This window comes from Streptomyces iconiensis (assembly GCF_028657195.3).
Classification (GTDB): Bacteria; Actinomycetota; Actinomycetes; order Streptomycetales; family Streptomycetaceae; genus Streptomyces; species Streptomyces iconiensis.
The window spans coordinates 1-23,929 of the sequence record NZ_JANCPR020000020.1 but is presented as its reverse complement, the minus strand read 5'-3'; the positions used below and the strand labels follow the sequence as shown (position 1 = coordinate 23,929).

Sequence of the window (23,929 nt, the reverse complement as noted above, 5' to 3'; positions counted from 1 at the left end):
AAGCGGCGCCTGCCGCGCCGAAGAGGCGCCCCGCCAGGAGGGACCCCGAGCCCGGCAAGATCCGTCAGAAGGGCCCTAACCCTTGAACGCTCCCTGGAGCAGCCCGGAGACGAAGCTGCGCTGGAAGAGGAGGTAGAGGAGGGTGATCGGCAGCATCACGATGATGGTGCCGGCCGCGAGCATCGGCACATCGGTGTTGTTCTGGCCGACGAAGAAGCCGAGACCCGCCGGCGCCGTGCGCTTGGTGGCGTCCTGGATGAGCACCAGCACCAGCAGGAACTGGTTCCACGACCACATGAAGACCAGCAGCCCCAGTGTCATCAGCGGCGGACGCGCCAGTGGCAGGAGCACCCGGAAGAGGATCGTTGCCGAGGAGGCACCGTCGATACGGGCCGCCTCCACCAGCGACTGCGGTGTCGTACGGAAGTGCGTGCGCATCCAGAAGACGCTGAACGGCATGAACAGCGCGATCTCCACCAGGATCACGCCGAGGTAGGAGTCGCTCAGGCCCACGGTGCGCAGGTCGAAGTAGAGCGGTACGACGATGAGTTCGACCGGAATGGTCAGCCCCGCGATGAACAGTGCCGCCACCGCGTTCCCGCCCGGCAGCCGCATGGTGCCCAGCGCGTATCCGGCCAGTGCCGCGAGCACCAGCGAGGCGGGCACCACGCCGACCGCGATGATCAGGCTGGAGCGCATCAGCTCGGAGAACCCGGCCACCGACCACGCGTTCCGGTAGTTCTCCAGGCTCCACTGTTCCGGCCACGCCATCCCCACCACCGGCTCGCCCGAGGGCTGCATGGAGGCCAGGAAGACGCTCAGGAACGGGACGATCACGGCGATGGCCAGCACCGTCAGCAGCGCGTACCCGGACCAGCGCTCGGCGCGCGGCGCTGTGTTCATCGCTCCCCCTCGACCTTCGTCGCCGGCTCGTCAGCGTTCATCTCTCGTCCCTGGACAGTCGGTTGATGACGTAGACGAGTACCAGGATCAGCAGGCTGAGCACGACGCCCAGCGCCGAGGCCAGGCCGACCTTGCCGTCGGAGAACGCCAGCCGGTAGACGAGCAGTCCCGGCACCGTCGTCTCCTCGCCGGGGCCGCCGCCGGTGGTGACGTAGACGATGTCGAAGCTGGCGAGTGCAGCGACCGTCGTCACGGTCAGGGCAACGGCGATCTCGCCGCGCAGGTGGGGGAGCGTCACCGAGACGAACTCCCTGACGGCGCCCGCGCCGTCGAGCCTGGCGGCCTCGTACAGATGGGTGTCGATCTTCTGGACGCCGCTGAGGAAGAGCATCATGCACAGGCCGCTGAGCACCCATGTGCCGACGACGCCCACAGCGACCAGCGCCCAGTCGAAGTCGCCCAGCCAGGCGCGGGTCACCCCGCCGAGTCCGATGCCGCTCAGCGTCTCGTTGAGCACGCCGTCGTCCCCGTACAGCCAGCGCCAGGTCACGCCGACGGCGACGAGCGGGACGACCTGCGGAAGCATGAACAGCAGCCGGAAAGCGGCCATTCCGGGTCTGCGGTGGCGGGCCAGCAGGCCCGTCATGGCCAGCCCCATCAGGATGGGCAGGAACGCGAAGAACACGACGAGGACCAGCGCGTTGAGCACCGAGCCGCGCAGTCCCGGGTCCTGGAAGACCTCGGCGTAGTTGTCCAGGCCCGTCCAGCTGCCCAGGGTGACCCCGTCCCAGTCGAAGAAGGACAGGTACGCCGTGTGCAGCGCGGGCAGGACGGCGAACGCCAGATAGACGGCGAGCGCGGGCAGCACGAACAGATAGCCGCGCCACTTATTTCCCATTTCGCTCCTTCCATACCGCTTGGAGCGAGTCGAGGTAGCCGCCGGGGGAGACGCGTCCGGCGATCAGCTTCTGCACGCCGGCGCGCAGCGGATCGAGCATGTTGGGCGCGGTGAAGTCGGGGAAGTGGTTCATCCCCTCGTCGGCCGTGACCCGCTTGTGCTCGCGCGCCACCTCGCCGAGCACGCCCTTGGGGGTGGGTACGGCTCCGGCGTCGGGCGGCAGGAAGCCGTTGGCGACGACGATCTTCGCGGCCTCGGGGGAACCGAGGAAGTCGAGGAAGGCGCCCGCTGCCTCGGGGTGCTCGGTACGCGAGGAGATGGCGTAGGAGACGCTGAATCCGGACGAGACGGCACGGGCCGAGGGCTTCTCGCCCGGCATCAGGAAGAAGCCGGCCTTGTCGCCCATGGCCTGCGCCAACTGACCCGCGGCCCAGTTGCCGTTGATGAGGAAGACGCTGTCGCCGCGCGTGAACTGGCCCGTCGAGTCGACCTGCCCCGTGCCGTTGGCCGACTCGTTGAAGTACCCCTTGCGGCTCCACTCGGTGAGCTTGTCGGTGGCCGCCAGGGTCTCCTTCGTCTTGATGGTGGCACCGTCGGCGCCCTTGACCCAGTCGCGGTAGTCGCGGGGCGGCATCATGTTGTTGACGAGGGCAGCCCACAGATGCAGCCCTCCGGAGTCGAGTGCGCCGACGCCCAGCGGGGTCATCCCGGCCTCCTTGACCGCGGCCAGCTGCCGCTCGAACTCGGCGAGCGTCTTGGGCGGCCCGGTGATCCCTGCCTTCGCCGCCAGTTCCTTGTTGTAGTAGATCCCGGTCATGGACAGTCCCGCGGGGACGCCGTACAAGTGCCGCCCGGTGGTGGCCTGTTCCCCTGAACCGGAGAGCTGTTCGAGGTTGGCTGCGGGGAAGTCGCGGTCCCAGCCGTAGGTGTCCCGGTACGGGGCCAGGTCGAGGATGTCGCCGCGTGCCGCGATGTCGTCCATGCCCACGGCGAACTGTGCGATGTCGGGCGCCGTTTCGGAGGCCATGGAGAGCTTGATGTTCTTCACGTAGTCGGCGAACTGCGTGTACGACGGCTCGATGGTGATCCGCGGATGCTTCTTCCTGAACGCGGCGATCAGCGCGTCGACCATCACCGGCGCGTCGGCGAAGGTGAGCCGCAGCGTGATGTCCTCGTCGGGCACCGCCGTCGAACGGGGCACCGTCCTGGGCCCGTTGCCTCCCGTGTCGCTGCCCGGGGTGAGCGCCGTGCAGGCGGTGAGGAGCAGGGCGAGGGCGAGGGTGCACACGGCCGTCGGGACGCGGCGGCGCCGCCGCTGGAACCTGGTGTCCGTCATGGTCCTCCTTCGCGGGAGGGAGCGGCGCCGAGCGCGCCCGGAGCGCACCGGAACGTACCAGCGGTGAGCGGCCCCCACCAGCCCTTGTGCGCCCTTCGTACCGCGTCCCTCCGCACCGGCCCTCGCACGGCGGAGGGCGGGCGCACGCGGCGACCGCCCTCCGTTTCCGCTCCCTCCGTGCGGGCCGTACGGCTCACAGGACGTATGCGCGCCTTACCCGAAGGAGCGCCCTTGCCCGAAGCGGCGCCCCTGCTCGAAGCAGAGCCCTTACTCGAAGTAGACGGAGCGCACCTTCAGCCGTTCCGTGCCGTATCCGGTGTGGGCGCGGAGGGCGAAGCTCTGTCCTGTGCAGTCGGGGCCGTCGTAGACCACGGCCCTGGAGGCCGTGCGGTTGCGGGGGCTGTGCGCAGGCGGCTGGCTGTGCGGGTCGGCGGCCTGCGGGAGGGTGAGGCACTCATGGCTGGGCGGGTCCACGAGGGTGTAGGGCTCGGGCCCCGAGTGGGTCTCGTACAGGTACGAGAACTGTCCGGAGGTCGCACCGGCCGAGGCCGGTACGGTCAGGGCCAGCGTGAGGGCGCCGAGACCCGCGGCGACGGTGTGGCGGAGACGCATGAGGGTTTTCCTCTCATCCAGGTTTTCCGAGCCTCACTTCACTGCCCGCGAGCCCCCGGGAGATGCCGGCTTCACACGAAAGAGCGGCGGTGATTTCGCAGGTCAGAAGCTCGGGGCGCCGAAGTGGCACAACGGTGGGAACATGGGGGAACAAGCCCGTCCGTGGAGGCGCAGATGTTCGAGCCAGAGGACATCCGGGAGTGGCGCGGTCAGGATGTGGTCGACGACGGCGGCCACAAGATCGGCACGATGGAGTCCGTTTACGTGGACACCGGCACCGACGAGCCCTCGTTCGCCACCGTCACCGTGGGAGTGCCCACGCGGCACCGGCTGGTCTTCGTCCCGCTGAACGGTGCGAAGGTCGGCCCCGAGTACCTGAAGGTCCGCTACCCGAAGAGCGTCGTCAAGGACGCGCCCTCGATGGGCACCGACGATGTGCTGGCGGCCGAGGACGAGGAGTCCGTCTTCGCCCACTACGACCTGGCGTACGCGCCCGGCGCCGGCGGGGAGCGCCGTCTCGCCAGGCGCTGAGCCGCACGGCAGGAGGGACGCACCATGGCGCTGTTCCTGTTCCTGGTCCTTGTGGCGATCGTGCTGGGCATCTTCGGCACGGTGGTCAAGGGACTGCTGTACCTGTTCGTCATCGGCATCGTCGTGCTGGTCGTCGCCCTGGCGTACGGGGCCTTCCGCTTCCGCCGCGCCGGCAGGCGCCCCACCCGCTGACCGCGGGAGGCGCGGGCCCCCGCCCCCAACGTGCCCTGGAGGGCCCCGGGTTGAGCCGGCGCGCTCAGCGGGGCCGCTTCAGGGCCGTTGCCGCCGACAGCACCGCCGGCGCAGCGGCGAGTGCGAAGCACAGGGACAGGGGGAGGCGGCCCACCAGGAATCCCGTGGCGGCTGTCGCGCCCGAAGAACCGGCGTTGAAGGCGGTGTTGACCCAGGCGCCCGCGCGGGTCCGAAAGGCTGGGCCCGCCGACTCGTCGGCGATCAGATACGCGGTGGTGAGAGCGGGGGCGACGAACAGCCCGGAGAGTGCGGCGCACGCGATGAGCACGTAAGAGTGCGGGGCGAGTCCCGTCGCGGCCAGCGACAGGCCCAGCGCCGCGGCGAGGAGCGGCAGCCGCAGCCTGCTGGAGGCACGCCAGGGCACGGCTCCGTAGGCCAGGCCGCCGATCGCGCTGCCCGCCGACAGCGCGGCCAGGGTCCAGGCCACCGTCTCGGGGGCGTGCCGCTCGTCGGCGAAGGCGATCACCAGGAGATCGAAAGCACCCAGGCCCATGCCCACGGCGGCCGAGACCGCGACCGCCTGCCGGAACCCGGGGTCGGCTCGCAGCGCACGTCGCCGCCCCGGCACCGTTTCAGCGCCGGGGCCCGGCTGCTGGGACGGTACGGCAACGGCGCGGCTCCTCCCGTGTCCGGCGCTGCCGCGGACGGCGGGCGAGGAGACCAGGAGCAGCGAGCCGGTCAGGACGAGTGCGGCGCTCACCGCGAGCCCTGCCGAGGGGACCGTGACCGTGATCAGCAGGCCCACCAGCAACGGCCCAGTGACGAGGAGCAGTTCCTCGGCGACGGAGTCCAGGCTGTACGCGCGCTGCAGCAGCCGCTTGTCGGGAACCAGGTCGCTCCACAGTTTCCGCATCACGGGCCCGAGCGGCGGCACACTGGCGCCCGCGGTCACGGCAAGCACCCCCAACAGGACTCCTGACGTGCCCGACCGCGAGGTCGCGAAGGCCAGCGCGATCAGCAGCAGCGCGAAGGCGGCTGCCATGGGTGGCAGCGCCCGGCGGGGCCCGTAGCGGTCGATCAGACCGGCACGCGCAGGCGAGAGGCAGACACCGGTCAGCCCGTACAGGGCCATGACGGTACCGGCGACGGCGTAGGAGCCGGTGGCCTCTCTGGCCGCCAGCACCAGCGACAGATTGAACATTCCGTAGGAGAGCCGGCCCAGCAGCGCCGCACCGAACGTGCGGCAGGCATGGCGGGTGCGCAGCACAGTCGCGTACGACGGGGCCGTGGAAGGCGAAGGCATGGGTGTCTGTTCCTCGGGGAGCCGGCGCCCGAAGTGAGGGCGCACACGTGCGGGGGCGCTGAGGGCCCCGCCCTAGGGGCGCGGCCGGCACGGGCTCCTATGCACGGGAGAGGAACATGCGGGCGAACCTAGCAGAGCGAGGGTGCCCCGGGACCGGCGCCGGCGCCCCCGGATCATCGAGGACAGGGGCAGCGAGCCATACCGGCCCCGATGGCCACCGGCCCGGATCAGGCTCTACGGCGAAGGGAATGGGCGTTCCGGCCGCGTGCGCATCGACAAGTTGACAGTGCGTCGCCTCCGTACGGGCCGCAGGTCAGCAGCCGGTCCCGGCGGTCAGCAGCTCGGCCAGCGCCGCCGGGCCGCCGTCGCCTTCCAGGGCGGCCCGCTGCCGCGCGGCGCCCGTACCGTCCCTGAGCAGGCGTGCCACGGAACCGGCCACCCGGTCCAGGTCTCCCGTGTCCTCCAATGCCGGTGCGACCAGCTCCATCAGCGCCCCGACGACCTCGGCGCCCGGCGCCGACCGCGCGGTCTCCGGATCGGGCAAGGACGTGTCCAGCCCGTCGCGCGCACCACGCCAGACCGCTGCCGACAGCAGCTCCTGCGGTACGCTTCGCGGCTTCCGTCCCCGGCGGGCCTGTTCCGCCAGGGTCGTCACCAGTGCCTTGGTCAGGCCGGCGAACATCACCGCTTCCTCGGCGGTCAACTGGGTGTCCATGGCGCGGACCTCGACCGTGGGGTAGCGGTCGGACAGCCGCGCCTGCCAGTAGAGCTGGCCCCTGCCGCGGATCACGCCGGCCTCGATCAGTGCCGCCGTACGGGCCTGATAGTCGCCGGCGTCGCGGAAGAACGGTTGCGGACCGGCGACCGGCCACCGCCCGTACGCGACGGTGCGCCAACTGGAGAAACCGGTGTCCCGCCCGTTCCACAGCGGCGAGTTGGCGGCCATGGCCGTCAGCGCCGGCAGCCATGGACGCAGTCCGTTGAGCACCTGGACGCCCAGGTTCCGGTCCTCGACGCCGACGTGGACGTGCATGCCGTTGATCATGTGCTGATGGATGAACGGCGGGGTATCGGCGGACAGGTCGTCGAACGGCACGCCCTGCGTCACCAGGACCGGGCCAGGGCCCTGCTCCGGCGCCGCCCCGGTCGCCGCCACCCGGCATCCGACGGCCGCAGCGGCGTCGCCGACCAGGCGGCGCAGCCGCCCCAGGTGCCCGGCCACTTCGCCCAGCTCCCGGCACACGGGCGTGGCGATTTCGATCTGCGACCGCAGCAGTTCCGGCGACAGATCACCGGGACCGCTCCCCAGCGCGGCGCGTGCCTCGGCCAGTACCCGGCTGTTGAGCGGCGCGGGCCGCAGGCTGTCCGCGGCGATCAGCAGGTACTCCTCCTCCACGCCGAAAGTGGTCGTCCGGCGCCCAGCCGGGCGGAGGCCCGTAGCGGTCCGTACACCGGGCGCCGGCCCTCCTGGCGAGTTCTCTGTCACACCCGCAGCCTCGCACGCCCGTTGCCGTCCTGCCCGTTGATGTCTGCTGGTGCCCGTGGGGTCCTGGTCAGGCACCGCTGCACCGCTGACCCCGGTGGTGCCGGCGCGCCGCTTCGGGGCTGTGCGCCCGCCGCAGGGTGCAGAGCCGCGGGGTGCAGACCCGCGGGGTGCAGACCCGCGGGACACGGAGCCGCGCGGCGGCGAGCCCGGCACGTTCCGTCAGAAGGGCCCTAACTCCGCTGCCGCAGCCGGTGGATCTCCCACCAGGCCACCGCTGTCACCGACACCGGGCCACCGAGGAGCGCACCGACCGCGAGCGGCACCGGGCCCGGCGGCAGACCGCCCGTCGACAGGCCGAGGAAGGCGAAAATCCAGACCAGGACGGAGGTGACCAGCGCGGGCAGCGCCGCGTGCACGGCGGTCAGGTTGAAGGCATGGCGCAGCGCCGGAGCGGAGGCGAAGCAGAGGAAGAAGATCACCCCCCAGAACGGCGCCCAGAACGCGAAGCTCACGAACATCACGACCACCATGAGCAGCAGCCCTGACTTCCCGATGAAGCTGTTGGGCAGCAGAGCCGTCCCCTTGGCCGCCGCCATGAACAGCAGCGGCACCAGCGCCCAGGCGCCGAAGTACCACAGGGCCGACCGGCCGGCCGGCCGCAACCGCGTCCGCATGGCCCGCCGCGTCCCGGGCCTGGCCACGCAGAAGAACACCGCCATCACCACCGCCGCACTCAGCAGCGCCAACCACGGCGCGAGCACCAGCCGTTGCAGGAGCTGCGCCTGTGCGTCCCCCACGTCCTGCCAGCCACCGAACCCGACGAGCAGCACCACCGACATGCCGAGGGCCACCCAGGCCCGCACCCGCTGCACCCGGCGCACCGCCGTGTCCTCGACGTGCCCTGCCGGGTGTACGGGGAAGATCCGTCGCGCCATACGGCGGGCCGGGCGGGCCAGTTGGTACCCGGCCAGCAGAGGCACGGTCAGCCACCACAGGCACGGGAGGAGCAGCACCAGCAGCAGCCCGCGGGGTATCTGCTCCCGCCGCCCGCGCAACACCTCGCCCAGTGGCGGCCATTCGTCCTCACGCAGCCGTCGCCGCATCGGCGTGTACGGCCTCAGCGGCCTGCCGTACGGCGACCGCCCGTCCGGGCGGCGTGCGTCGATCCTCATGGGCGTCCTTTCGACGGTCTCCCGGGGGACGCGACCCTGTCAGGCCACGGTTCCCGACCGGACGCCCCGTTGCCGCCGATGCCGCACCGCGTGCTGCCGATGCCGCACCGCTGCCCGCGGGCCGCCGCGTGCGCCGGGGTGGAGGCACACCCGTGCGAACTCCCCCGGGGCCGTTCGCTAGGTTGGGCGGCGGCAACAGCAGGCCCGACGCGCGGAGTTCCCATGACAGACGCTCACGACGAGCAGTCGGCACAGATCAGCACCACCGAGCCGCACTCGGCCCGGATCTGGAACTACTGGCTCGGCGGCAAGGACCACTACGAGGTGGACCGCGTCGCGGGGGAACAGTTCCGCGAGGCGTTCCCCGGCATCGTCGACAACGCACGGGCCTTCCGCCACTTCCTCGCGCGCGCCATCCGCCACCTGGCGGGCGAGGCGGGGATCGACCAGTTCCTCGACGTCGGCACGGGCCTGCCGACCGTCGACAACACCCACCAGGTCGCCCAGCGGGTCAATCCCGCGGCGCGCATCGTCTACGTGGACAACGACCCGCTGGTGCTGCTGCACGCGCACGCGCTGCTGACCAGCCACCCCGACGGCGTGACCGACTACCTCGACGCCGATCTGCGCGCCCCGGCCACCATCCTCCAACGGGCCCGCAGGACCCTCGACTTCGAGCGCCCCGTCGCGCTCATTCTCAGCGGCATCCTCGGACACGTCGCCGACTACGAGGAGGCCCGCGCCATCGTCGCCGACCTGCTCAATGCGCTGCCCTCCGGCAGTTACCTGCTGGTCTGCGACGGCACGGCAACCAACGCGGAGCTGCTGGAGGCCCAGCAGGCGCACAACGAGGACAACGAGGGCGGCGGCGTCGTCTACCACCTGCGCACACCCGAGCAGATGGCCGGCTACTTCGAGGGCCTCGAACTGGTGGAACCCGGCGTCGTCCCCTGCCCCGACTGGCGACGCGAGGTGGCCCCCCTCACGGACGCGGCCCCCGTGGACGCGTACGGCGGCGTCGGCCGCAAGCCGTAGCCCGGGCGTGCGGGGCGGCGACGGTCACCCGGCGCCGCCCAAGAGCGCCTGACGCGGCGCGGCGTCCGACGACGTGCTGGCAGGCAACGGGTTCGGCTACTTCACAGACTCCACGAACGCGGACCACGCTGCCGACGGGATGATCAGTGCAGGCCCGTGCGGGACTTTGCTGTCGCGGACGGGAACAACGCCGGGGAAGCCGTCGGCGACTTCCACGCACTCGGCCCCCTGGGCGTTGCTGTAGCTGGACTTCCGCCACTGTGCGGCGGTCAGGTCGGGTCGGGGGATGAGCATGTCGTACATGCCTCCATCTGTCGCAGGAACTCCAGCGACTCACCGGGCCGGAGCGTCGCGTTTCTCAAAGCATCGTAGGACAGCCGCAGTTCAGCCACGGCTTTCGCTTCCTCCACCAGTCGCGCTGAGTGGCTGCTCTCCTGGTACGCGTGATGCTGCCCGGCAGGCTGCCACAGCAGAATCAGATTGCTGTCCATCAGGTTGTGGAGCCCCGCAGCGTACGGCAGGACTTCGATCGCGACGTTCGGCAACTGCGCCACTTCCACAAGGCGTGCGAGTTGCCCTGCCCGGATCTCCTCCGAGCCGTCAGCCGCCGGCATCCGGCGCAGGCACGACTCATCCAGGATGGCCCGGTAGTGCACCGGCTCTGGTCCAGTGAGCCGCTGCTGACGGTTGCTCCGGTCCGCGACCGTCGCCTCCACCTCCCGCTCGTCCCAGGCGGGAGCCGTTCGAAGCAGAGTGCGGGTATACGCCTCCGTCTGGAGCAACCCCGGCATGCTCCCCATCGCGTACTGATGTAGGACGGCGGCGCTGCCCTCCAACCTTCTGTACGCGTTGTAGGTGTCGAGCAGGCCCTCTTTCTTGGCCAGTTCGTACAGCATGCTCAACATGTCACCGGTTCCGTAGAACCCGTCGAGTTTTCCGATCACGTACGTGGAGCAGAGTTTCGTGCCCTTCTCCAGCTTGTGCAGGTCGGCACGGTCATAGCCGATCTGCTTGCCAAGCGCCTCGAAGGAGAGGCCCCGTTCCTTACGCAGTTCCTCCAACTTCAGCGTCAAGAACCCCAATGCGCTCGGGGCACGACTGGTCATCCCTTGCAGGGGATTGGCCCTGCTGCTCGCTTGGTCCACCCGCCCCTTCCCTTCTCCGTAGGAATCCGCAAAAACCCTACATCGGCACGCTGTTCAGCACGTCGGATCGCGTTGCAGCCTTGACACGCACCCCCGACGCCGGCATGGAACGGACCTGGAAATGGAGAACGTGTGCGCGACGACGAAGTCCCCGAGCTGGCCCGAAGGCGTGCCCGGCTGCCCCGCCTGTGACGAGTTCGCCCAGGAACGGGAAGCTGCCTTCTATCGTCGCGATTACAGCGCGGCCACCGATGAGAATGTGAAACTCACCCGGCACAAGTGGCGGGTCCACCCTTAACACGGGCAGAATTCATGAGGTGCCCCACGAATTACCGGCATTATCTGGGCAAGGTGGTCTCCGGTCCGAGTGCCGCTTGGTACTACGTCGATGAACGCGGCCCCCGTGGACGCGTACGGCGGCGTCGGCCGCAAGCCGTAGCGCGGCCCTGTGGTCCGGGCGGCGGGGAAGTGGAGGTCACCCGCCGCCCAAGAGCGCCTGACGCGGCGCGGTGTCCAGGCAGCGGCCTCGCCGGCCGTGGCGATCCGCGCGGCCGGGCCCCCGTGGTCGCAGCCGCCCTCGTCCAGCGAGGCCATCACCACCGGAACCCCCGTGTCCCCGCCTGTCCTTCTCCGTGAGCCGTCCGTCGTCCTCGCCGTCAGTTCCCGGGGCGTCCCAGGTCCGGCGCGTGCCGCAGCGCGAGGATGGCGATGTCGTCCTGCTGCTGGGTGCGGGTGAAGCTGCGTACGTCGTCGCGGATCGCGTGGGTGAGGGAGGCCGGTGTCCTGTGGACCGGCGCCAGGTCGGCCAGTCGCCGCTCCAGCGGATAGAACGCGCCGTCCTTGTTGCGTGCCTCGCTCAGCCCGTCGGTGTACAGCAGCAGCGTCGACCCGGACGGGAAGTCGAACGAGGCGATGCCGCGCGGCTCCTCGATCAGCGAGGCGAGGCCCAGCGGCACGCTCGTCGGGTTCAGCCTCACCTGTCCACGCTCGGTTCCCGTCGGGCCCAGCAGATACGGCGCGAGGTGGCCGCAGTTGACGGCCTGCGCCGACTCGGGGCCGTTGATGCACAGGATGAGCGCCGTGACGAACCGCTCCGGCTCGCCCGCCTGGTGCGCGTAGGCGTTGTCCCGTACGACGGAGGTCTCCAGCGCCTCCACCAGCCCTGCCAGGGTCGGCTCCCGGTGTGCCGCCTCGCGGAAGGAGCCGAGGACGGCGAAGCCGATGCCCACGGCCGACAGGCCCTTGCCCTGTACGTCGCCGATGAGCACCCGCGTTCCGTAGGGGGTGTCGGCCACGTCGTAGATGTCCCCGCCGAACAGCTTGTCCTCGTGCACCGGTTCGTAGACCCCGTCGACCAGCACCCACGCGGTCAGTTCGGGGAGCGGGTGCAGGATGTGCTGCTGGATCACGGCTGCCGTCGACCGCAGCCGTACCAGCTCCGTCTCGCGCGCCACCCGCCAGTGGCACCCGTACACCGCCATCGCCCCGAACACCACGGTGAGCAGGACGACCAGCACGCCCTCCATGGGGTGAGGCGTGGGGGCGCGGATCACCGATCCGAGCGCGGCCAGTGCCGTCCAGGTGGAGGCGGCGACGGTCTGCCGTACGGTGCCCACGCTCGCCGCGATGGCGGGAAAGAAGATCAGCAGGCCGAGCAGCCGCGCCTCGGAACCGGCCAGCAGACTGAGCCCGAGAACGAGCGCCGAGAGTCCGACCCCCCACAGCAGGAAGACACGGAGGGACAGCTGCTTCGGCCGGCCCTGCGAGCGGTTCGACTTCGGCGTGCGCTTGGCCATCAGGGCGATCCTAGGTGCGGCGATGGGACCTGACCATCCTGGCCCGCACCCCTCCCACCAGCCGCGACGACACACGCTCGGCCGCGCCGCTTCGGGGCGGCGCGCGGCGCGCGGTGCGTTCAGCTCACACGTTCTCCGCGGGGGTCAGCCGCTCCAGGATGCGGTTCATGCCGCCCGTCCAGTTGGCCTTGAGTGCCACGACCGCCTCGCCGAGGCGGCCCGCCTGGAGGTGCTGGGCGATCAGCTCATGCTCCTCGGCTGCCCGCTGCAGTATCTCCTCGTCGGGCACGAGCACCCGCTCGTAGCGGTGCAGCGTCAGCTTCAACGACGCGATCATGTCCATCAGCCGCTCGTTGGGGCAGCCGGAGAGCAGCAGGTCGTGCCAGGCGTCGTCGTGCCGCTCGATCGTGCCGTGCGGGGCCTGCGGCGCGGAGAAGGCGCGGGCCTCCTCCAGCAGCCTGGGCGCGATCGTCGCCAGGTGCTCCGGGGGTGACAGCTCCAGCGCCAGCGACTCCAGCGAGATCAGGATCGCCGTGACATCCCGCAGCTCCCGGGCGCCGATCGGCGCGAACCTGAACCCCTTGCCGCGTTCGCTGGTGATGATCCCCTCGCGTTCGAGGGAGATCAGCGCCTCACGCAGCGGGGTCCGGCTCACGCCGACCTCCTCGGCGAGCTGGATCTCATTGATCGGCTCGCCCGCGTCGAGCCGCCCCTGTCCGAGCAACTCCAGGATCTCGTCCTTCACCTGCTCGCGCAGTGGCCGCCGCTCGATACCCATCTGAAGCGTCCCCTTCTCGGTCTCGTTCGGTCCCCCGATTATCCGTCAGCTCGTGGCGGCTCCGTTCGGGCGGTCAGGCGGTCCCCGCGCCGTCGACGGCTATGACGGCGCCGCTGACGAAGGCGGAGGCGTCGCTCGCCAGGAAGGCGACCGTCTGTGCGATGTCGCGGGGCTGCCCGATGCGGCCCAGCGGCCGGTCCGCCGCGTCGTCGTAGAACGCGTCGGCGCTCTCACCGAGCTGCCTGGCCTCGTCGGCGAGCATGCCCGTTGCCGTGTCACCGGGACAGACGCAGTTGACCCTGATGTTCTGCGGGCCGTGGTCGATGGCCATGGCCCGGGTCATGTTGACCACGGCGCCCTTGGAGGCGCAGTACGAGATCGCCTGTCCACCGCCCTTGATGCCCCAGCCCGAGCCGGTGTTGACGATGCTGCCGCCGCCCTTCTCCGCCATCAACGGTATGACCAGCCTGCTCAGCAGCATGACGGACCTGATGTTCACCGCCATCACCAGGTCCCAGTCCTCCTCGGTGATCTCGCAGACCGTCGAACGGCGGATGATGCCCGCGTTGTTGAAGAGCACGTCCACACCGCCGTACGTCTCCACGGCGGTACGCACCACCGCCTCGCAGTCCTCGCGCCGTGACACGTCGCAGCGCACGAACGTCCCGCCGGTCTCCTTCGCGGCCTCCTCGCCGCCGGCCTTGTCCACGTCCGCGAGCACGACATGGGCGCCCAGCTCGGCGAGCACGCCGGCCGTGGCCCGCCCGATCCCGGAGGCGGCTCCCGTGACGACGGCGCTCTTCCCTGTGAGGTCGATCATTGCTGGCTCCTGTTCTTCCTGTGTGCGTGCCGCACTGCTGTGTCGGCTGACGTTTCCTGTGCCGCCGGCTGACGGTGCCGCCGGCTGACGGTGCCGCTAGCTGACGAGCCGGTACATCGTGGTGGTGCGCCGTCCTGTGATCACCCGGTGGTGTCCGGTGAGGGCAGCGTCGAGTTCCTCGTCCCCCGTGTCCACGAGCAGCGGGCGCCCGCCCAGCGCCGCGAGCTTCGCCTCCGTGCAGACGATCGCCATCCTGGCCGGGCCCACCCGGCGCAGCAGGTCCGGGGTGAGCTGCTGGTTTCCCCGCCCCAGCAGGAAGCCCTGGCCGCCGATGGGGGTGAGCGCGAGGTGTGCCTCGCGCGCGTGGGTGAGGGCGAGCAGGCCGTCGGCGTTCGCGTCCTGTGCGAGGAGCGCGGCCGAACCGCGTCCCGTCTCCAGCACGTTGACGCCGTCCGGTGACACGTCAACGCCCAGCGCAGCCGCCACGGCCCGGGTCGTGGTGCCGGGCCCGAGGACGAGGAGCGAACCGGGGGACATCCGGGCACGCAGCTCCGCCGCGATCCCGCCGGCCGACTCGGGGGAGACGGCCGCACTGCCCGCCTTGCGTGACTGCACCCGTACGGGGACGTGCGGGACGGACAGCCAGCCGTAGAGCCTCGAAGCGAGCCGGCCGGCGCGCAGCGCCTCCGGGTCGCGGTCCATGACCTCGCAGCGGCGTACGTCCACGCCGCCGCGCAGATACGCGGCGGCGACCTCCCCGGCGGCCCGCGGGTTCACGGCGAACACGGCGGAGTGCATCTTGACGCCGGTGGGGACACCGAGCACGGGCAGGGTCGAGCCGTCCCCGACGGCGCGCAGGACATCGCGCGCCGTGCCGTCGCCCCCGGCGAACAGCAGCAGGCCGACCCCGGCCGCCACCAGGGCGCGTACGGCGGCGACCGTGTCGTCGGGCGACGTGACGGCGGGGGGCCGGTGAACGGTGTGGCAGGCCGTTCCCGCGAGGGTGGCGCCCATCGGGCCTGCCGCGGTGTACAGCTCGAACTCGCCGCCCCGCGCCCGCAGTTCGGCGAGCGCGACGGCGGCACGCTCACCCGCGCACGGGACGGCGCCGAGGGCGAGTGCCCGGGTCTGTACGGCGGCGCCGTCGCTGCCCTTGAGGCCGACCCGGCCGCCGAGGCCGGCGACCGGGTTGACCACGAGGCCGATACGGACGGCGCTCACACGCTCTCGCCGAGGATCTTGCGCCGGTAGGCACGCCAGGTGACGGCCCAGGTGGCGGGGGACTCCAGGGTGTCCTCCTTGGTGCGGTGGACGGTGGAGCGGTGCGGCGCCGTGCGGACGGTACCGGTGTCCTCGTACGCCTCGCGTGCGACCTCCGTGAGGATCGCCGCGTACTCGTCGAGGTCGGCGCGCGAGTAGGACTCGGTGGGCTCCAGGGTCATGGGTTCGGGCACGAGATACGGGTGGTGGCTGGTCCAGTAGTGGGTGCCGAAGTCGGCGGCGCGCAGGCCGATCTCCTCGCTGTGCACGCCGGTGTCGTCGTGCAGCCGCTCCCAGGAGTAGCGGACCTGCTCCAGCCGGGGCCGCCCCTGCGCATAGGGGACGGAGACGCCGTGGATCGCGCTGACCTTGGCGAGCAGGTAGTTGTTGTTGAGTACGGCGATCTCCGCTGTCTCGCGCAGGCCCTCGGCGCCCAGCGACATGATCCAGGCGTAGGCGCGTACGAGGTTCGGGATGACGCCGTAGAAGGGGCGTACGGAGCCGATGGACTCGGCGCGGTCGGCTTCCAGGCGGTAGTCGGTGCCGTCGAACTCGACGGTGGGGCTGGGCAGATAGGGCGCCAGCGCCTCGGTGACGCCGCAGGCGCCCGCAGCGGGCCCTCCGCAGGCGTGCGGGGTCGAGAAGGTCTTGTGCAGGTTGAAATGGCACAGGTCGAAGCCCGCCTCGCGGGCGCGGGTGATGCCGAGGATGCCGTTGGCGTTGGCCTGGTCGTAGGCGCACAGTCCGCCCGCCTCGTGCACGATGCGGACGAACTCCGCGATCCGGGGGTTGTAGATCCCGGTGTCCTCGGGGTTGGTGATGAGCAGCGCGGCCGTACGGGGTCCCGCGGCTGCCCGCAGTGCCTCGATGTCGGGGTAGCCGTCGGCGTCGGGCGGCAGGGTGATCACGCGGTATCCGGCGGTCTTGGCGCAGGCCGCGTTCGAGGGGTGGGAGAAGGAGGTGGTGATGACCTCGTCGCGCTCTTCCGCCTCGCCGCGTGCCGCGAAGTAGGCGCGGATCATGGCCACGTTGGTCCAGATCGCCGAGGAGCCCGCCGCCGGCTGGAGGGAGACCCTGTCCATGCCGGAGATCTCCTTGAGCAGCCCTTCCAGCCGGTGCAGGATCTCCAGTACGCCCTGCACGGTGGAGGCGTCCTGGAGCGGGTGCAGCGCGGCGACGCGGGGGTCGCGGGTGAAGGTGTCGTTGACCTTGGGGCTGTACTTCATGGTGCAGGTGCCCTGGCCGACGTCGATGTTCAGATCGGCGCCCAGGTTCTCCTGGGAGAGCCGCAGATAGTGCCTGAGCACCTGCTGCTGGCCCAGTTCGGGCAGCGCGGGCGGCGTGCTGCGGCGCAGTGCGGCGGGCAGCGCAGCCGCGGGGTCGCCGACGGCTTCCCGCACCTCGGGTTCGGGCGCCGGTACGGAGATGCCGCGTTCGCCCGGCGTACCCAGCTCGAAGATCAACTGCTCGTCCCAGCGCGCCTGGTGGAAGCGGCGCAGCGGCGGCTTGGGCGCGATCCGGGCTTCCTCGCGGGTCGGCTCGGTGGCCGGCTTGGGTGCGCTCACTGGGCGATCTCCTTGAGGGTGTCGGCGAGCAGGTCGATGTCGTCGGCCGTGTGGGTCTCGGTGACGCAGTAGAGCGCTTCGCGGGGGTCGCGGTCCGTGCGTACGGCGCCGCCGAAGATGCCGCGTTCACGCAGCGCGGCGTTGACCTCGCCGGCGGTGCGGGAGCCGGTGAAGCGGACGGGGAAGTCGGCGAAGTGCACGGCGTCCGCGTGCGGTATCGCGACGCCCGGCACGTCCGCGAGGCGCTGCTTGGCGTACGCGGTACGCGCGAGCACCGTCTCGCCCAGCTCGCGCATGCCGTGCGGGCCCATGAGGGAGAGGTAGACCCCGGCGGCGATGCCGTGCAGGGCAGCCGCGGTGCCGACCCACTCCTTGCCCTCCTCGCGCACGGCGAACGAGGTGCGCTCGAAGGCCACGTCGCCGAATCCGTACTCGCCCTCGACGGCGGTGGGCACGAGGCCGAAGAGCCGGGTGGGGAACTCGGCGACGAGGCGCTCGTCGTCCTGGGTGGCGACGAAGCCCGCGTTGCCGCCGCCGTAACTCATATGGATGCCGAGCGGCTGGATGTCACCGCAGGCGATGTCGGCGCCGTACGAGGACGGGGGCGCGAGCACGCCGAGCGAGGCGGGGTTGCAGCCGACGACGTACAACGCGCCTGCGGCGTGGGCGAGTTCGCCCAGCTCGGGCAGGCCCTCGTCGACGAGCCCCGCGTACCCGGGTGCCTCGGCCCAGACGGCGGCCACGTCGCCCGCTGCCAGCTCGGCGCGTACGGCGTCGAGGTCGGCGCGTCCGTCGGCGCGCACCGGGACGGTGACGAGCTGGTGTTCGGGCCGCAGGTAGTCCACGACCTTGCTGAGCTTGTCGGGCCCGGTGTCGGAGACGGCCAGCACGCGGGCGCGTCCGGTACAGCGCCCCGCCATGCGCAGCGCCGTGCCCGCGGCCTGGAAGCCGTCGTAGACCGGCACGTTGACGACCTCGGCCGCCAGCAGCTCGGCCATCAGCGACTGGTACTCCCACATGGCCTGGAAGCGGCCGTGGTCCTCGTACGGCTCGCCCGCGTAGGCGGTGAGGAACTCGCTGCGGTTGACGACCTCGTCCACCACGGCGGGCACGTGGTGCGGGTAGCACCCTGCGCCGAGGAAGGAGAGCACCTCGCGGGTGGAGGTGTTACGGGCCAGGAGCCCGCCGACGTGCCGTACGAGCTGGGCCTCGGAGCGCAGCGGAGCGGGCAGGTCGAGCGGGCGCCGCAGCCGCAGCTCCTCGGGGATGTCGGCGTAGAAGTCCTCGACGCCTGCGGCGCCGATGGCCTCCAGCATGGCCCGCTTCACCTCGGGCGCCGAGTTGGGGATGTACGGGTGTGCGTGCGGGGCCTGTGCGGCCCGGGGGGCAGGGCCTGACGGGGGAGTCGCGGTCATGGAGCCGCCTTCCGGGGCGTGGTGGGGCAACGGCTTGGTGATCAACAGGCCGGGGACTTGTCGATCAACAACTTCTGGTGCGGAAACAGTTGATCAACAACTTCTCGGCCGGAAACAGAAGTTGCTCGGTGTACGTGTCTTGACGCACGGGGCGTCATTCAGTGTTCTGTATACAGAATTAAGTGCTCGGGCGTCAGGAGGCAAGGGTGCACGGACAATTGACCCGCAGAGCGCTACTGGCGGCAGGCGGTGCCGCGGCCCTGACCGGCGTCGCGGGCTGCGCCACCGGCGGGATCAGCAACCGCGAAGCCGTACGCCTCGCGCCCGGAGCCACCGGCCCGCTGCGCGGCCGGATCACCGTGTGGTCCTGGGACTCGGCCGCGGCGGCGCTCACCAGGCTCGCGAAGAAGTTCGAGGCCCGGCACCCCGGCACGGCCGTCCACGTCGTCGACATCGGCTACGACAACGCCTACGACAAGATCACCGTAGGGCTGCGCGCCGACACCGGGCTCGCCGACCTGCTCACCGTCGAGGGCTCCCAACTGCCCGCCTACATCGGCAACTTCCCCAAGGGGCTGCACGACCTGACCGACCTCGTCGGCCGGCACGCCGGTGACTTCGACAAGGCCGCGTGGAAGACCGTCGTCTCCGAGGAGGGCCGGGCCTTCGCGCTGCCCTGGGACATCGGCCCGCTCGCGCTCTACTACCGCTCCGACCTGTTCGCCAGGGCGGGCGTCGACCCGCACTCGCTCAGGACCTGGGACGACTACGTCAAGGCCGGGGTCGCGGTGAAGGAGAAGACCGGCACCAAGCTCCTGATCATGGACCCGAACGAGGACTCCTTCTTCCCCTGCCTCCTCCAGCAGCAGGGCCACCGCTGGTACAAGGACGGCGGCAAGGTCGCCCTCGGCACCCCCCAGGCCGTACGCGCCCTCACCCTCATCAAGGCGCTCGGCGACCGCGGCCTCATCCGCTGGGAGCGCGGCTGGGACGGACTCGTCACCGCGACGAAAGAGGGCAAGGTCGCCAGCACGCCCTACGCCGCCTGGTGGAGCGGCACCCTCACCGGCGAAATGCCCGAGCTGAAGGGCAAGTTCGGCGTCGTACCACTGCCCGCCTTCACCCCCGGAGGGCCCCGCACCTCCAACGACGGCGGCTCCACCCTGTGCATACCGGCCCAGAGCAAGAACCCCCGCCTCGCCTGGGCCTTCACCCGCTTCCTCCTCACCGACAAGGACAACCAGGTGTCGATGCTGAAACGCGAGGGGCTCTTCCCCGCCTACCTCCCGGCCCTCAAACACCCCTATCTCAGCGCCCCGCAGGACTACTACGGAGGACAGCGCGCCTGGCGGGTCTTCGCCGACCTCGCCCCGCACATCCCGCCCGTCGAGCGCAACAAGGACGGCGCCAAGGCAAAGGACATCGCCAACAAGGCCGTCAGCGGCGCGGTGCTGCGCGGCCACGACCCGGCGGGCGAACTGCGCGCTGCCGCCGCACAGTTGGCCGGTGCCACCGGCCGCGAGACCGTCTCCGGCTCCCTCAGGTAAGCGGGCACCCCATGGCCGTCCAGACCCCGGCAGCGCCCCCCGTACCCCTACCGGCGCCCGCGCGGGCACGGCATCCCAGACGCCCCCGGCTCACCCACTGGATCTTCGCCGGGCCCGCCACCGTGCTCTTCGCCGTCTTCTTCGCCTATCCCCTCGGCGCCAGCTTCTACCAGAGCTTCACCAGCACCGAGAACGGCCGCACCACCTGGGTCGGACTCAGCCAGTACGCGCGGATGCTCCACGACCCGTCGTTCCTGGACTCCATGGTCAACACCGGGCTCATCCTCGTCGTCCAGGTCCCGCTGATGATCGGCCTCGCGCTGGTGCTCGCCGTCCTCCTCAACCAGTCCTGGCTGCGCTTCCGCGGCACCTGGCGTGCCGTCTACTTCCTGCCGGCCGTCACCACGCTCGTGGCCTACGCCGTCGTCTTCCAGGTCCTCCTCAAGACCGACGGCGGCCTCGTCAACCAGACGGCCACGGCACTCGGGCTCTCCCCGATCGACTGGCTCAACGACCCCACCTGGGCCCGCGTCGCCCTCATCGGCTCCATGACCTGGCGCTGGGCCGGGTACAACGCCGTCATCCTGCTCGCCGGGCTCCAGTCCATCGGCCGCGAACAGCACGAGGCAGCCGCCATCGACGGAGCCGGCACGCTCACCACCTACACCAAGGTGATCCTGCCCCAGCTCAGACCCGTGGTGCTCTTCTGCGTCATCACCTCGACCATCGGCACGCTCCAGCTCTTCGACGAGAACTACACCCTCACCAAGGGCGGCCCCGACGACGCCACCCTCACGCCCGTCCTCTACCTCTACAAAGTCGGCTTCCAGCAGATGGACTTCGGCTACGCCGCCGCCATCGCCTGGGTCGTGGTCGCCGTCATCGCGGTGATCTCCTTCCTCCAGTTCCGCTTCTTCGGAAGGGAGCGCAAACGGTGACCGGCCTCCGTCTCGACCCCGCGCGCCGCCGTCGTTCCGTCCCCGCGCGTTCCGGTTCCGTCCCCGCGCGTTCCGGTTCCGACCCCGCGCGCCGCCGTACCGGTCCCGCGCGGTTCAGGTTCGACCCCGCGCGTACCGGCCGCCGGTTGCTGGGTGTCCTGCTTCTCGCCGGTGCCGTGCTCAGTCTGATTCCGTTCCTGTGGATGGCCATCGCCTCCACGCACAGGACCGGGGACCTCTTCCACTCGCCGCCGCCGTTCCTGCCCGGCGGTGAGCTGCTGCGCAACCTCGCCAGGCTCCAGGACACCGTCGGCTTCGGCCGTGTCATGGCCAACAGCCTCGGCATAGCCGTCGTCCACACGGTGCTCAGCGCCCTGCTGTCCGCCATGTGCGGCTATGGGCTGGCCAAGTTCCGGTTCCGGGGGAGGGGCCTGCTCCTCGGCGCCATCCTCGCCACCATGATGATTCCGCTTCAGGTGCTTCTGGTGCCGCTGTTCCAGATGATGGCCAGCCTCGGCTGGGTCAACACCTACCAGGCCGTCATCATCCCGTTCCTCGCCAACTCCTTCGGCATCCTGCTCATGCGCCAGGGCTTCCTGGACTTTCCCGACGAGCTGCTGGAGTCCGCGCGTATCGACGGTGCGGGCGAGCTGCGTACGTTCTACGGCATCGTCCTGCCGTGTGTACGGCCGCAGTTGGGCGCCCTCGTCATCTTCACCTTCATGACGCAGTGGAACAGCTTCATCTGGCCGCTGCTGATGCTCAACACCGAGGACAAGTACACCGTCCCCGTCGCGCTCAACACCCTCACCGGGCTCACCCACGTCGACTACTCCGGGCTGATGCTGGGCTCTCTTCTCGCCACGCTTCCGCTGCTGGTCGTCTTTCTGCTGTTCCAGCGGCAGTTCGTGGCGGGCTTGCTGGGGGGCGCGCTGAAGGGGTGAGGCCACGCGCGCGCGATGTCGAGAGGTGGAAGTTTGCATATGACGCTGGAAGGACGCTCCGCACGATGACTACTCCCCGTGCCTCCGAGGCCCCTGACCCCCTCAGCCGTGTTCCCGGTGACTTCCTCACCCGCGTTCCCGGGCTGCTGTACGGCGGCGACTGGAATCCCGAGCAGTGGCCCGAAGCCGTGTGGGCCGAGGACGCCGCGCTGATGCGCGAGGCCGGGGTCACCATGGTGACCCTCGGTGTGTTCTCGTGGGCCCGTCTTCAACCCGGGCCCGGCCAATGGGACTTCGGGTGGCTCGACCGGCTTCTTGACCTGCTCCATGACCATGGCGTCGCCGCCGATCTCGCCACCGCGACCGCCTCGCCGCCCGCCTGGCTCATCCGTGCCCACCCCGGGATCCTGCCGGTCACCGCCGACGGCGTACGCCTGGAGTTCGGCTCGCGGCAGCACTACTGCCCCTCGTCCGGCGCCTACCGTTCGGCCGCCGTCACCCTCACCCGGAAGATCGCCGAACGGTACGCGGGCCATCCGGCGCTCGCCCTGTGGCACATCCACAACGAGTACGGCGACCACGTCACCGAGTGCTTCTGCGACGAGTCGGCCGCCGATTTCCGCCGCTGGCTGCGGGCGCGCTACGGGACCCTCGACGCGCTGAACCATGCCTGGGGCACGGCGTTCTGGTCGCAGCGGTACGGGGCGTTCGAGGAGATCGAGCCGCCGCGCCGTGCGCCGGGGCCCGGCAATCCGACGCAGGGCCTGGACTGGCGCCGCTTCTGTTCCGACGCGCTGCTGGCCTGTTACCGGGCGGAGAAGGCCGTTCTCGACGAGGTCGCGCCCGGTACGCCCGTCACCACGAACTTCATGTCGATGTTCAAGCCGCTGGACTATTGGGCCTGGGCCGCCGAGGAAGACGTCGTCTCCGACGACGCCTATCCGGATCCCGCCGATCCCCGCGCGCATGTCGAGGCGGCGCTCAACTACGACCTCATGCGGTCGCTCAAGCGGGGGCGGCCATGGCTGCTCATGGAGCAGGCGCCGTCGGCCGTCAGCTGGCGGCCCGTCAACGTTCCCAAGCCGCCTGGGTTGCAGCGGTTGTGGTCGCTCCAGGCGCTTGCCCGGGGCGCCGACGGGATCATGTACTTCCAGTGGCGGGCCTCCGTCGCCGGTGCGGAGAAGTTCCACAGCGCGATGCTGCCGCACCGGGGGACGGGGTCGCGTGGGTGGGCCTCGACTGTGCGGTTCGGCGCCGAGTTGGCGCGGCTCGCGCGGGTTGCGGGGTCCCGCACTCGGGCTGAGGTGGGGATTCTGCTGGACTGGGAGTCCTGGTGGGCCCTTGAGCTCGATGATCGGCCTTCGGCGCGGATGCGCTGGCGGGAGCTGCTCCGGCCCTGGTACGCCGCGCTGTATGCGCGCGGCGTCACCGTGGATTTCGTCCGGCCGGGGGCGGGGGGTGTGGAGCTGGGCGCTTATCGGGTGCTGCTCGCGCCGAATCTTTATCTGCTGCGGGGCGAGGATGCTGGCGCGCTGGACGCGTACACACGAGGTGGTGGGCACCTCGTGTGTGGGCCCTTCTCTTCTGTGGTGGATGAGCATGATCATGTTCACCCGGGGGGTGCGCCTGGGCCTCTTCGGGAGGTGTTGGGGGTTGCCGTTGATGAGTGGTGGCCTGTGGCCGATGGGGAGTCCTGGGAGGTGGGGCTTTCGGGTGGGGCTGCGTCTGCGTTCGCGTCTGCGTCCGGGGCCGCGTCTGCGTCCGCGTCCGCGACCCTCTGGAGTGAGTGGCTCTGTCTTGAGGGGGCCGATGTTGTTGCGGCGTACGGGTCGGGGCCGCTGAGGGGGGTGCCCGCTGTTACGCGGCGGGCCCGCGGGGCGGGGGCCGCCTGGTATGTCGGGTGCCATCTGGGTGAACGTATCGGGGATGTTCTTGAGCTTGCCCTTGAGGGGGCTGGTGTGCGGCCGGTTGTGGCTGGGGTTCCCGACTCCGTCGAGGTTGTGGTGCGGGGGTCCGATGAGTCCTCGTATTTGTTTGTCCTCAACCACGGGGACGAGGAGGTGTGTGTGCCTTTGCCCTGGGACGGCGTGGACCTTCTCACCGGAGGTGCCGTTCGTGGTGAGGTGCGGGTGGCGCCTTGGGGCGCCGCCGTGGTGTGTGGCTCGCGTGAGTCCCCGCCTTTCCGTTCCTAATGGGGGCTTCGCCCCCTTGCCCCCGTTGGCCTCGCCGGCCGGGCGTCGGGGGGCGCTGCCC

Annotated in this window: 22 protein-coding genes; 7 read left to right on the top strand and 15 right to left on the bottom strand. The window is 70.6% G+C overall.

Translation table 11 applies throughout. The annotated features are described in order from the left end of the window. Window positions 1-75: 75 nt before the first annotated feature. From NMN56_RS20575 to NMN56_RS20560, 4 genes are all read right to left on the bottom strand, one after another. The gene (locus NMN56_RS20575) at window positions 76-903 is read right to left on the bottom strand and encodes a carbohydrate ABC transporter permease (protein ID WP_274046596.1); all 828 of its coding nucleotides are present in this window, start codon (window positions 901-903) and stop codon (window positions 76-78) included. Between the two features lie 37 nt (window positions 904-940). Then, the gene (locus NMN56_RS20570) at window positions 941-1,801 is read right to left on the bottom strand and encodes a carbohydrate ABC transporter permease (protein ID WP_274046598.1); all 861 of its coding nucleotides are present in this window, start codon (window positions 1,799-1,801) and stop codon (window positions 941-943) included. Then, window positions 1,791-3,137: an ABC transporter substrate-binding protein gene (locus NMN56_RS20565; RefSeq protein ID WP_274046599.1), complete on the bottom strand. Its 1,347-nt coding sequence runs from the start codon at window positions 3,135-3,137 to the stop codon at window positions 1,791-1,793. Before NMN56_RS20565 ends, NMN56_RS20570 begins: the two co-directional genes overlap by 11 nt. Before the next feature lie 267 nt (window positions 3,138-3,404). Next, on the bottom strand, window positions 3,405-3,749 hold the full coding sequence (locus tag NMN56_RS20560) for a hypothetical protein (protein ID WP_274046600.1): 345 nt from the start codon (window positions 3,747-3,749) through the stop codon (window positions 3,405-3,407). A 174-nt stretch (window positions 3,750-3,923) separates the two neighbouring features. Between NMN56_RS20560 and NMN56_RS20555 the strand changes: the two genes are divergently transcribed. Further along, window positions 3,924-4,280, top strand: a complete 357-nt coding sequence (locus NMN56_RS20555; RefSeq protein ID WP_274046601.1) for a PRC-barrel domain-containing protein — start codon at window positions 3,924-3,926, stop codon at window positions 4,278-4,280. A 24-nt stretch (window positions 4,281-4,304) separates the two neighbouring features. Beyond that, complete coding sequence (locus NMN56_RS20550) at window positions 4,305-4,472, top strand: hypothetical protein (protein ID WP_274046602.1); 168 nt, start codon at window positions 4,305-4,307, stop codon at window positions 4,470-4,472. Window positions 4,473-4,536: 64 nt separating this feature from the next. On the opposite strand, the gene NMN56_RS20545 is transcribed toward NMN56_RS20550, so the two are convergent. The 3 genes from NMN56_RS20545 to NMN56_RS20535 form a co-directional block, all read right to left on the bottom strand. Beyond that, window positions 4,537-5,775 carry an MFS transporter gene (locus NMN56_RS20545; protein WP_274046603.1) on the bottom strand — a complete coding sequence of 413 codons (1,239 nt, stop codon included), beginning with the start codon at window positions 5,773-5,775 and terminating at the stop codon, window positions 4,537-4,539. Between the two features lie 313 nt (window positions 5,776-6,088). Continuing rightward, complete coding sequence (locus NMN56_RS20540) at window positions 6,089-7,261, bottom strand: carboxylate-amine ligase (protein ID WP_274046604.1); 1,173 nt, start codon at window positions 7,259-7,261, stop codon at window positions 6,089-6,091. 230 nt (window positions 7,262-7,491) lie between these two features. Beyond that, a complete protein-coding gene (locus NMN56_RS20535) occupies window positions 7,492-8,433 on the bottom strand; it encodes a cytidylyltransferase family protein (RefSeq protein ID WP_274046605.1) in 942 nt (313 codons plus the stop codon). A 222-nt stretch (window positions 8,434-8,655) separates the two neighbouring features. Between NMN56_RS20535 and NMN56_RS20530 the strand changes: the two genes are divergently transcribed. Continuing rightward, on the top strand, window positions 8,656-9,468 hold the full coding sequence (locus NMN56_RS20530) for an SAM-dependent methyltransferase (RefSeq protein WP_274046606.1): 813 nt from the start codon (window positions 8,656-8,658) through the stop codon (window positions 9,466-9,468). Between the two features lie 96 nt (window positions 9,469-9,564). Here the strand turns inward: NMN56_RS20530 and NMN56_RS20525 are convergent, their stop codons facing one another. From NMN56_RS20525 to gcvPA, 8 genes are all read right to left on the bottom strand, one after another. Then, window positions 9,565-9,762: a DUF397 domain-containing protein gene (locus tag NMN56_RS20525; RefSeq protein WP_274046607.1), complete on the bottom strand. Its 198-nt coding sequence runs from the start codon at window positions 9,760-9,762 to the stop codon at window positions 9,565-9,567. Next, window positions 9,738-10,574, bottom strand: a complete 837-nt coding sequence (locus NMN56_RS20520; RefSeq protein ID WP_274046608.1) for a Scr1 family TA system antitoxin-like transcriptional regulator — start codon at window positions 10,572-10,574, stop codon at window positions 9,738-9,740. The genes NMN56_RS20525 and NMN56_RS20520 overlap by 25 nt, the downstream gene beginning before the upstream one ends. A 695-nt stretch (window positions 10,575-11,269) precedes the next feature. Beyond that, window positions 11,270-12,409: a PP2C family protein-serine/threonine phosphatase gene (locus tag NMN56_RS20515; RefSeq protein WP_274046609.1), complete on the bottom strand. Its 1,140-nt coding sequence runs from the start codon at window positions 12,407-12,409 to the stop codon at window positions 11,270-11,272. Between the two features lie 124 nt (window positions 12,410-12,533). Next, entirely contained in the window at window positions 12,534-13,187 is a 654-nt protein-coding gene (locus NMN56_RS20510) for a GntR family transcriptional regulator (RefSeq protein WP_274046611.1), read from the bottom strand. 73 nt (window positions 13,188-13,260) lie between these two features. After that, complete coding sequence (locus NMN56_RS20505) at window positions 13,261-14,007, bottom strand: SDR family NAD(P)-dependent oxidoreductase (RefSeq protein WP_274046612.1); 747 nt, start codon at window positions 14,005-14,007, stop codon at window positions 13,261-13,263. A gap of 96 nt (window positions 14,008-14,103) precedes the next feature. Beyond that, complete coding sequence (locus NMN56_RS20500) at window positions 14,104-15,228, bottom strand: ATP-NAD kinase family protein (protein ID WP_274046613.1); 1,125 nt, start codon at window positions 15,226-15,228, stop codon at window positions 14,104-14,106. Further along, window positions 15,225-16,832, bottom strand: coding sequence for an aminomethyl-transferring glycine dehydrogenase subunit GcvPB (gene gcvPB / locus NMN56_RS20495; RefSeq protein ID WP_274046614.1), 1,608 nt, complete (start codon window positions 16,830-16,832; stop codon window positions 15,225-15,227). Before gcvPB ends, NMN56_RS20500 begins: the two co-directional genes overlap by 4 nt. Further along, complete coding sequence (gene gcvPA, locus NMN56_RS20490) at window positions 16,829-18,247, bottom strand: aminomethyl-transferring glycine dehydrogenase subunit GcvPA (protein ID WP_274046616.1); 1,419 nt, start codon at window positions 18,245-18,247, stop codon at window positions 16,829-16,831. Before gcvPA ends, gcvPB begins: the two co-directional genes overlap by 4 nt. Window positions 18,248-18,453: 206 nt before the next feature. On the opposite strand from gcvPA, the gene NMN56_RS20485 reads away from it, so the two are divergent. The 4 genes from NMN56_RS20485 (at window position 18,454) to NMN56_RS20470 (ending at window position 23,868) form a co-directional block, all read left to right on the top strand. Beyond that, the gene (locus NMN56_RS20485) at window positions 18,454-19,794 is read left to right on the top strand and encodes an ABC transporter substrate-binding protein (protein WP_274046617.1); all 1,341 of its coding nucleotides are present in this window, start codon (window positions 18,454-18,456) and stop codon (window positions 19,792-19,794) included. Between the two features lie 11 nt (window positions 19,795-19,805). Then, window positions 19,806-20,732 carry a carbohydrate ABC transporter permease gene (locus tag NMN56_RS20480; protein ID WP_274046618.1) on the top strand — a complete coding sequence of 309 codons (927 nt, stop codon included), beginning with the start codon at window positions 19,806-19,808 and terminating at the stop codon, window positions 20,730-20,732. Continuing rightward, window positions 20,729-21,676: a carbohydrate ABC transporter permease gene (locus tag NMN56_RS20475; protein WP_274046619.1), complete on the top strand. Its 948-nt coding sequence runs from the start codon at window positions 20,729-20,731 to the stop codon at window positions 21,674-21,676. The genes NMN56_RS20480 and NMN56_RS20475 overlap by 4 nt, the downstream gene beginning before the upstream one ends. Window positions 21,677-21,741: 65 nt before the next feature. Continuing rightward, window positions 21,742-23,868 carry a beta-galactosidase gene (locus NMN56_RS20470; RefSeq protein WP_274046620.1) on the top strand — a complete coding sequence of 709 codons (2,127 nt, stop codon included), beginning with the start codon at window positions 21,742-21,744 and terminating at the stop codon, window positions 23,866-23,868. Window positions 23,869-23,929 lie beyond the last annotated feature (61 nt).

Excerpts from the sequence above, each read along its gene's own strand:
- NMN56_RS20575 (WP_274046596.1), bottom strand. The coding sequence starts at position 903 with ATGAACACAGCGCCGCGCGCCGAGCGCTGGTCCGGGTACGCGCTGCTG.
- NMN56_RS20570 (WP_274046598.1), bottom strand. The coding sequence starts at position 1,801 with ATGGGAAATAAGTGGCGCGGCTATCTGTTCGTGCTGCCCGCGCTCGCC.
- NMN56_RS20565 (WP_274046599.1), bottom strand. The coding sequence starts at position 3,137 with ATGACGGACACCAGGTTCCAGCGGCGGCGCCGCCGCGTCCCGACGGCC.
- NMN56_RS20560 (WP_274046600.1), bottom strand. The coding sequence starts at position 3,749 with ATGCGTCTCCGCCACACCGTCGCCGCGGGTCTCGGCGCCCTCACGCTG.
- NMN56_RS20555 (WP_274046601.1), top strand. The coding sequence starts at position 3,924 with ATGTTCGAGCCAGAGGACATCCGGGAGTGGCGCGGTCAGGATGTGGTC.
- NMN56_RS20550 (WP_274046602.1), top strand. The coding sequence starts at position 4,305 with ATGGCGCTGTTCCTGTTCCTGGTCCTTGTGGCGATCGTGCTGGGCATC.
- NMN56_RS20545 (WP_274046603.1), bottom strand. The coding sequence starts at position 5,775 with ATGCCTTCGCCTTCCACGGCCCCGTCGTACGCGACTGTGCTGCGCACC.
- NMN56_RS20535 (WP_274046605.1), bottom strand. The coding sequence starts at position 8,433 with ATGAGGATCGACGCACGCCGCCCGGACGGGCGGTCGCCGTACGGCAGG.
- NMN56_RS20530 (WP_274046606.1), top strand. The coding sequence starts at position 8,656 with ATGACAGACGCTCACGACGAGCAGTCGGCACAGATCAGCACCACCGAG.
- NMN56_RS20525 (WP_274046607.1), bottom strand. The coding sequence starts at position 9,762 with ATGCTCATCCCCCGACCCGACCTGACCGCCGCACAGTGGCGGAAGTCC.
- NMN56_RS20520 (WP_274046608.1), bottom strand. The coding sequence starts at position 10,574 with ATGACCAGTCGTGCCCCGAGCGCATTGGGGTTCTTGACGCTGAAGTTG.
- NMN56_RS20515 (WP_274046609.1), bottom strand. The coding sequence starts at position 12,409 with ATGGCCAAGCGCACGCCGAAGTCGAACCGCTCGCAGGGCCGGCCGAAG.
- NMN56_RS20510 (WP_274046611.1), bottom strand. The coding sequence starts at position 13,187 with ATGGGTATCGAGCGGCGGCCACTGCGCGAGCAGGTGAAGGACGAGATC.
- NMN56_RS20505 (WP_274046612.1), bottom strand. The coding sequence starts at position 14,007 with ATGATCGACCTCACAGGGAAGAGCGCCGTCGTCACGGGAGCCGCCTCC.
- gcvPA (WP_274046616.1), bottom strand. The coding sequence starts at position 18,247 with ATGACCGCGACTCCCCCGTCAGGCCCTGCCCCCCGGGCCGCACAGGCC.
- NMN56_RS20480 (WP_274046618.1), top strand. The coding sequence starts at position 19,806 with ATGGCCGTCCAGACCCCGGCAGCGCCCCCCGTACCCCTACCGGCGCCC.
- NMN56_RS20470 (WP_274046620.1), top strand. The coding sequence starts at position 21,742 with ATGACTACTCCCCGTGCCTCCGAGGCCCCTGACCCCCTCAGCCGTGTT.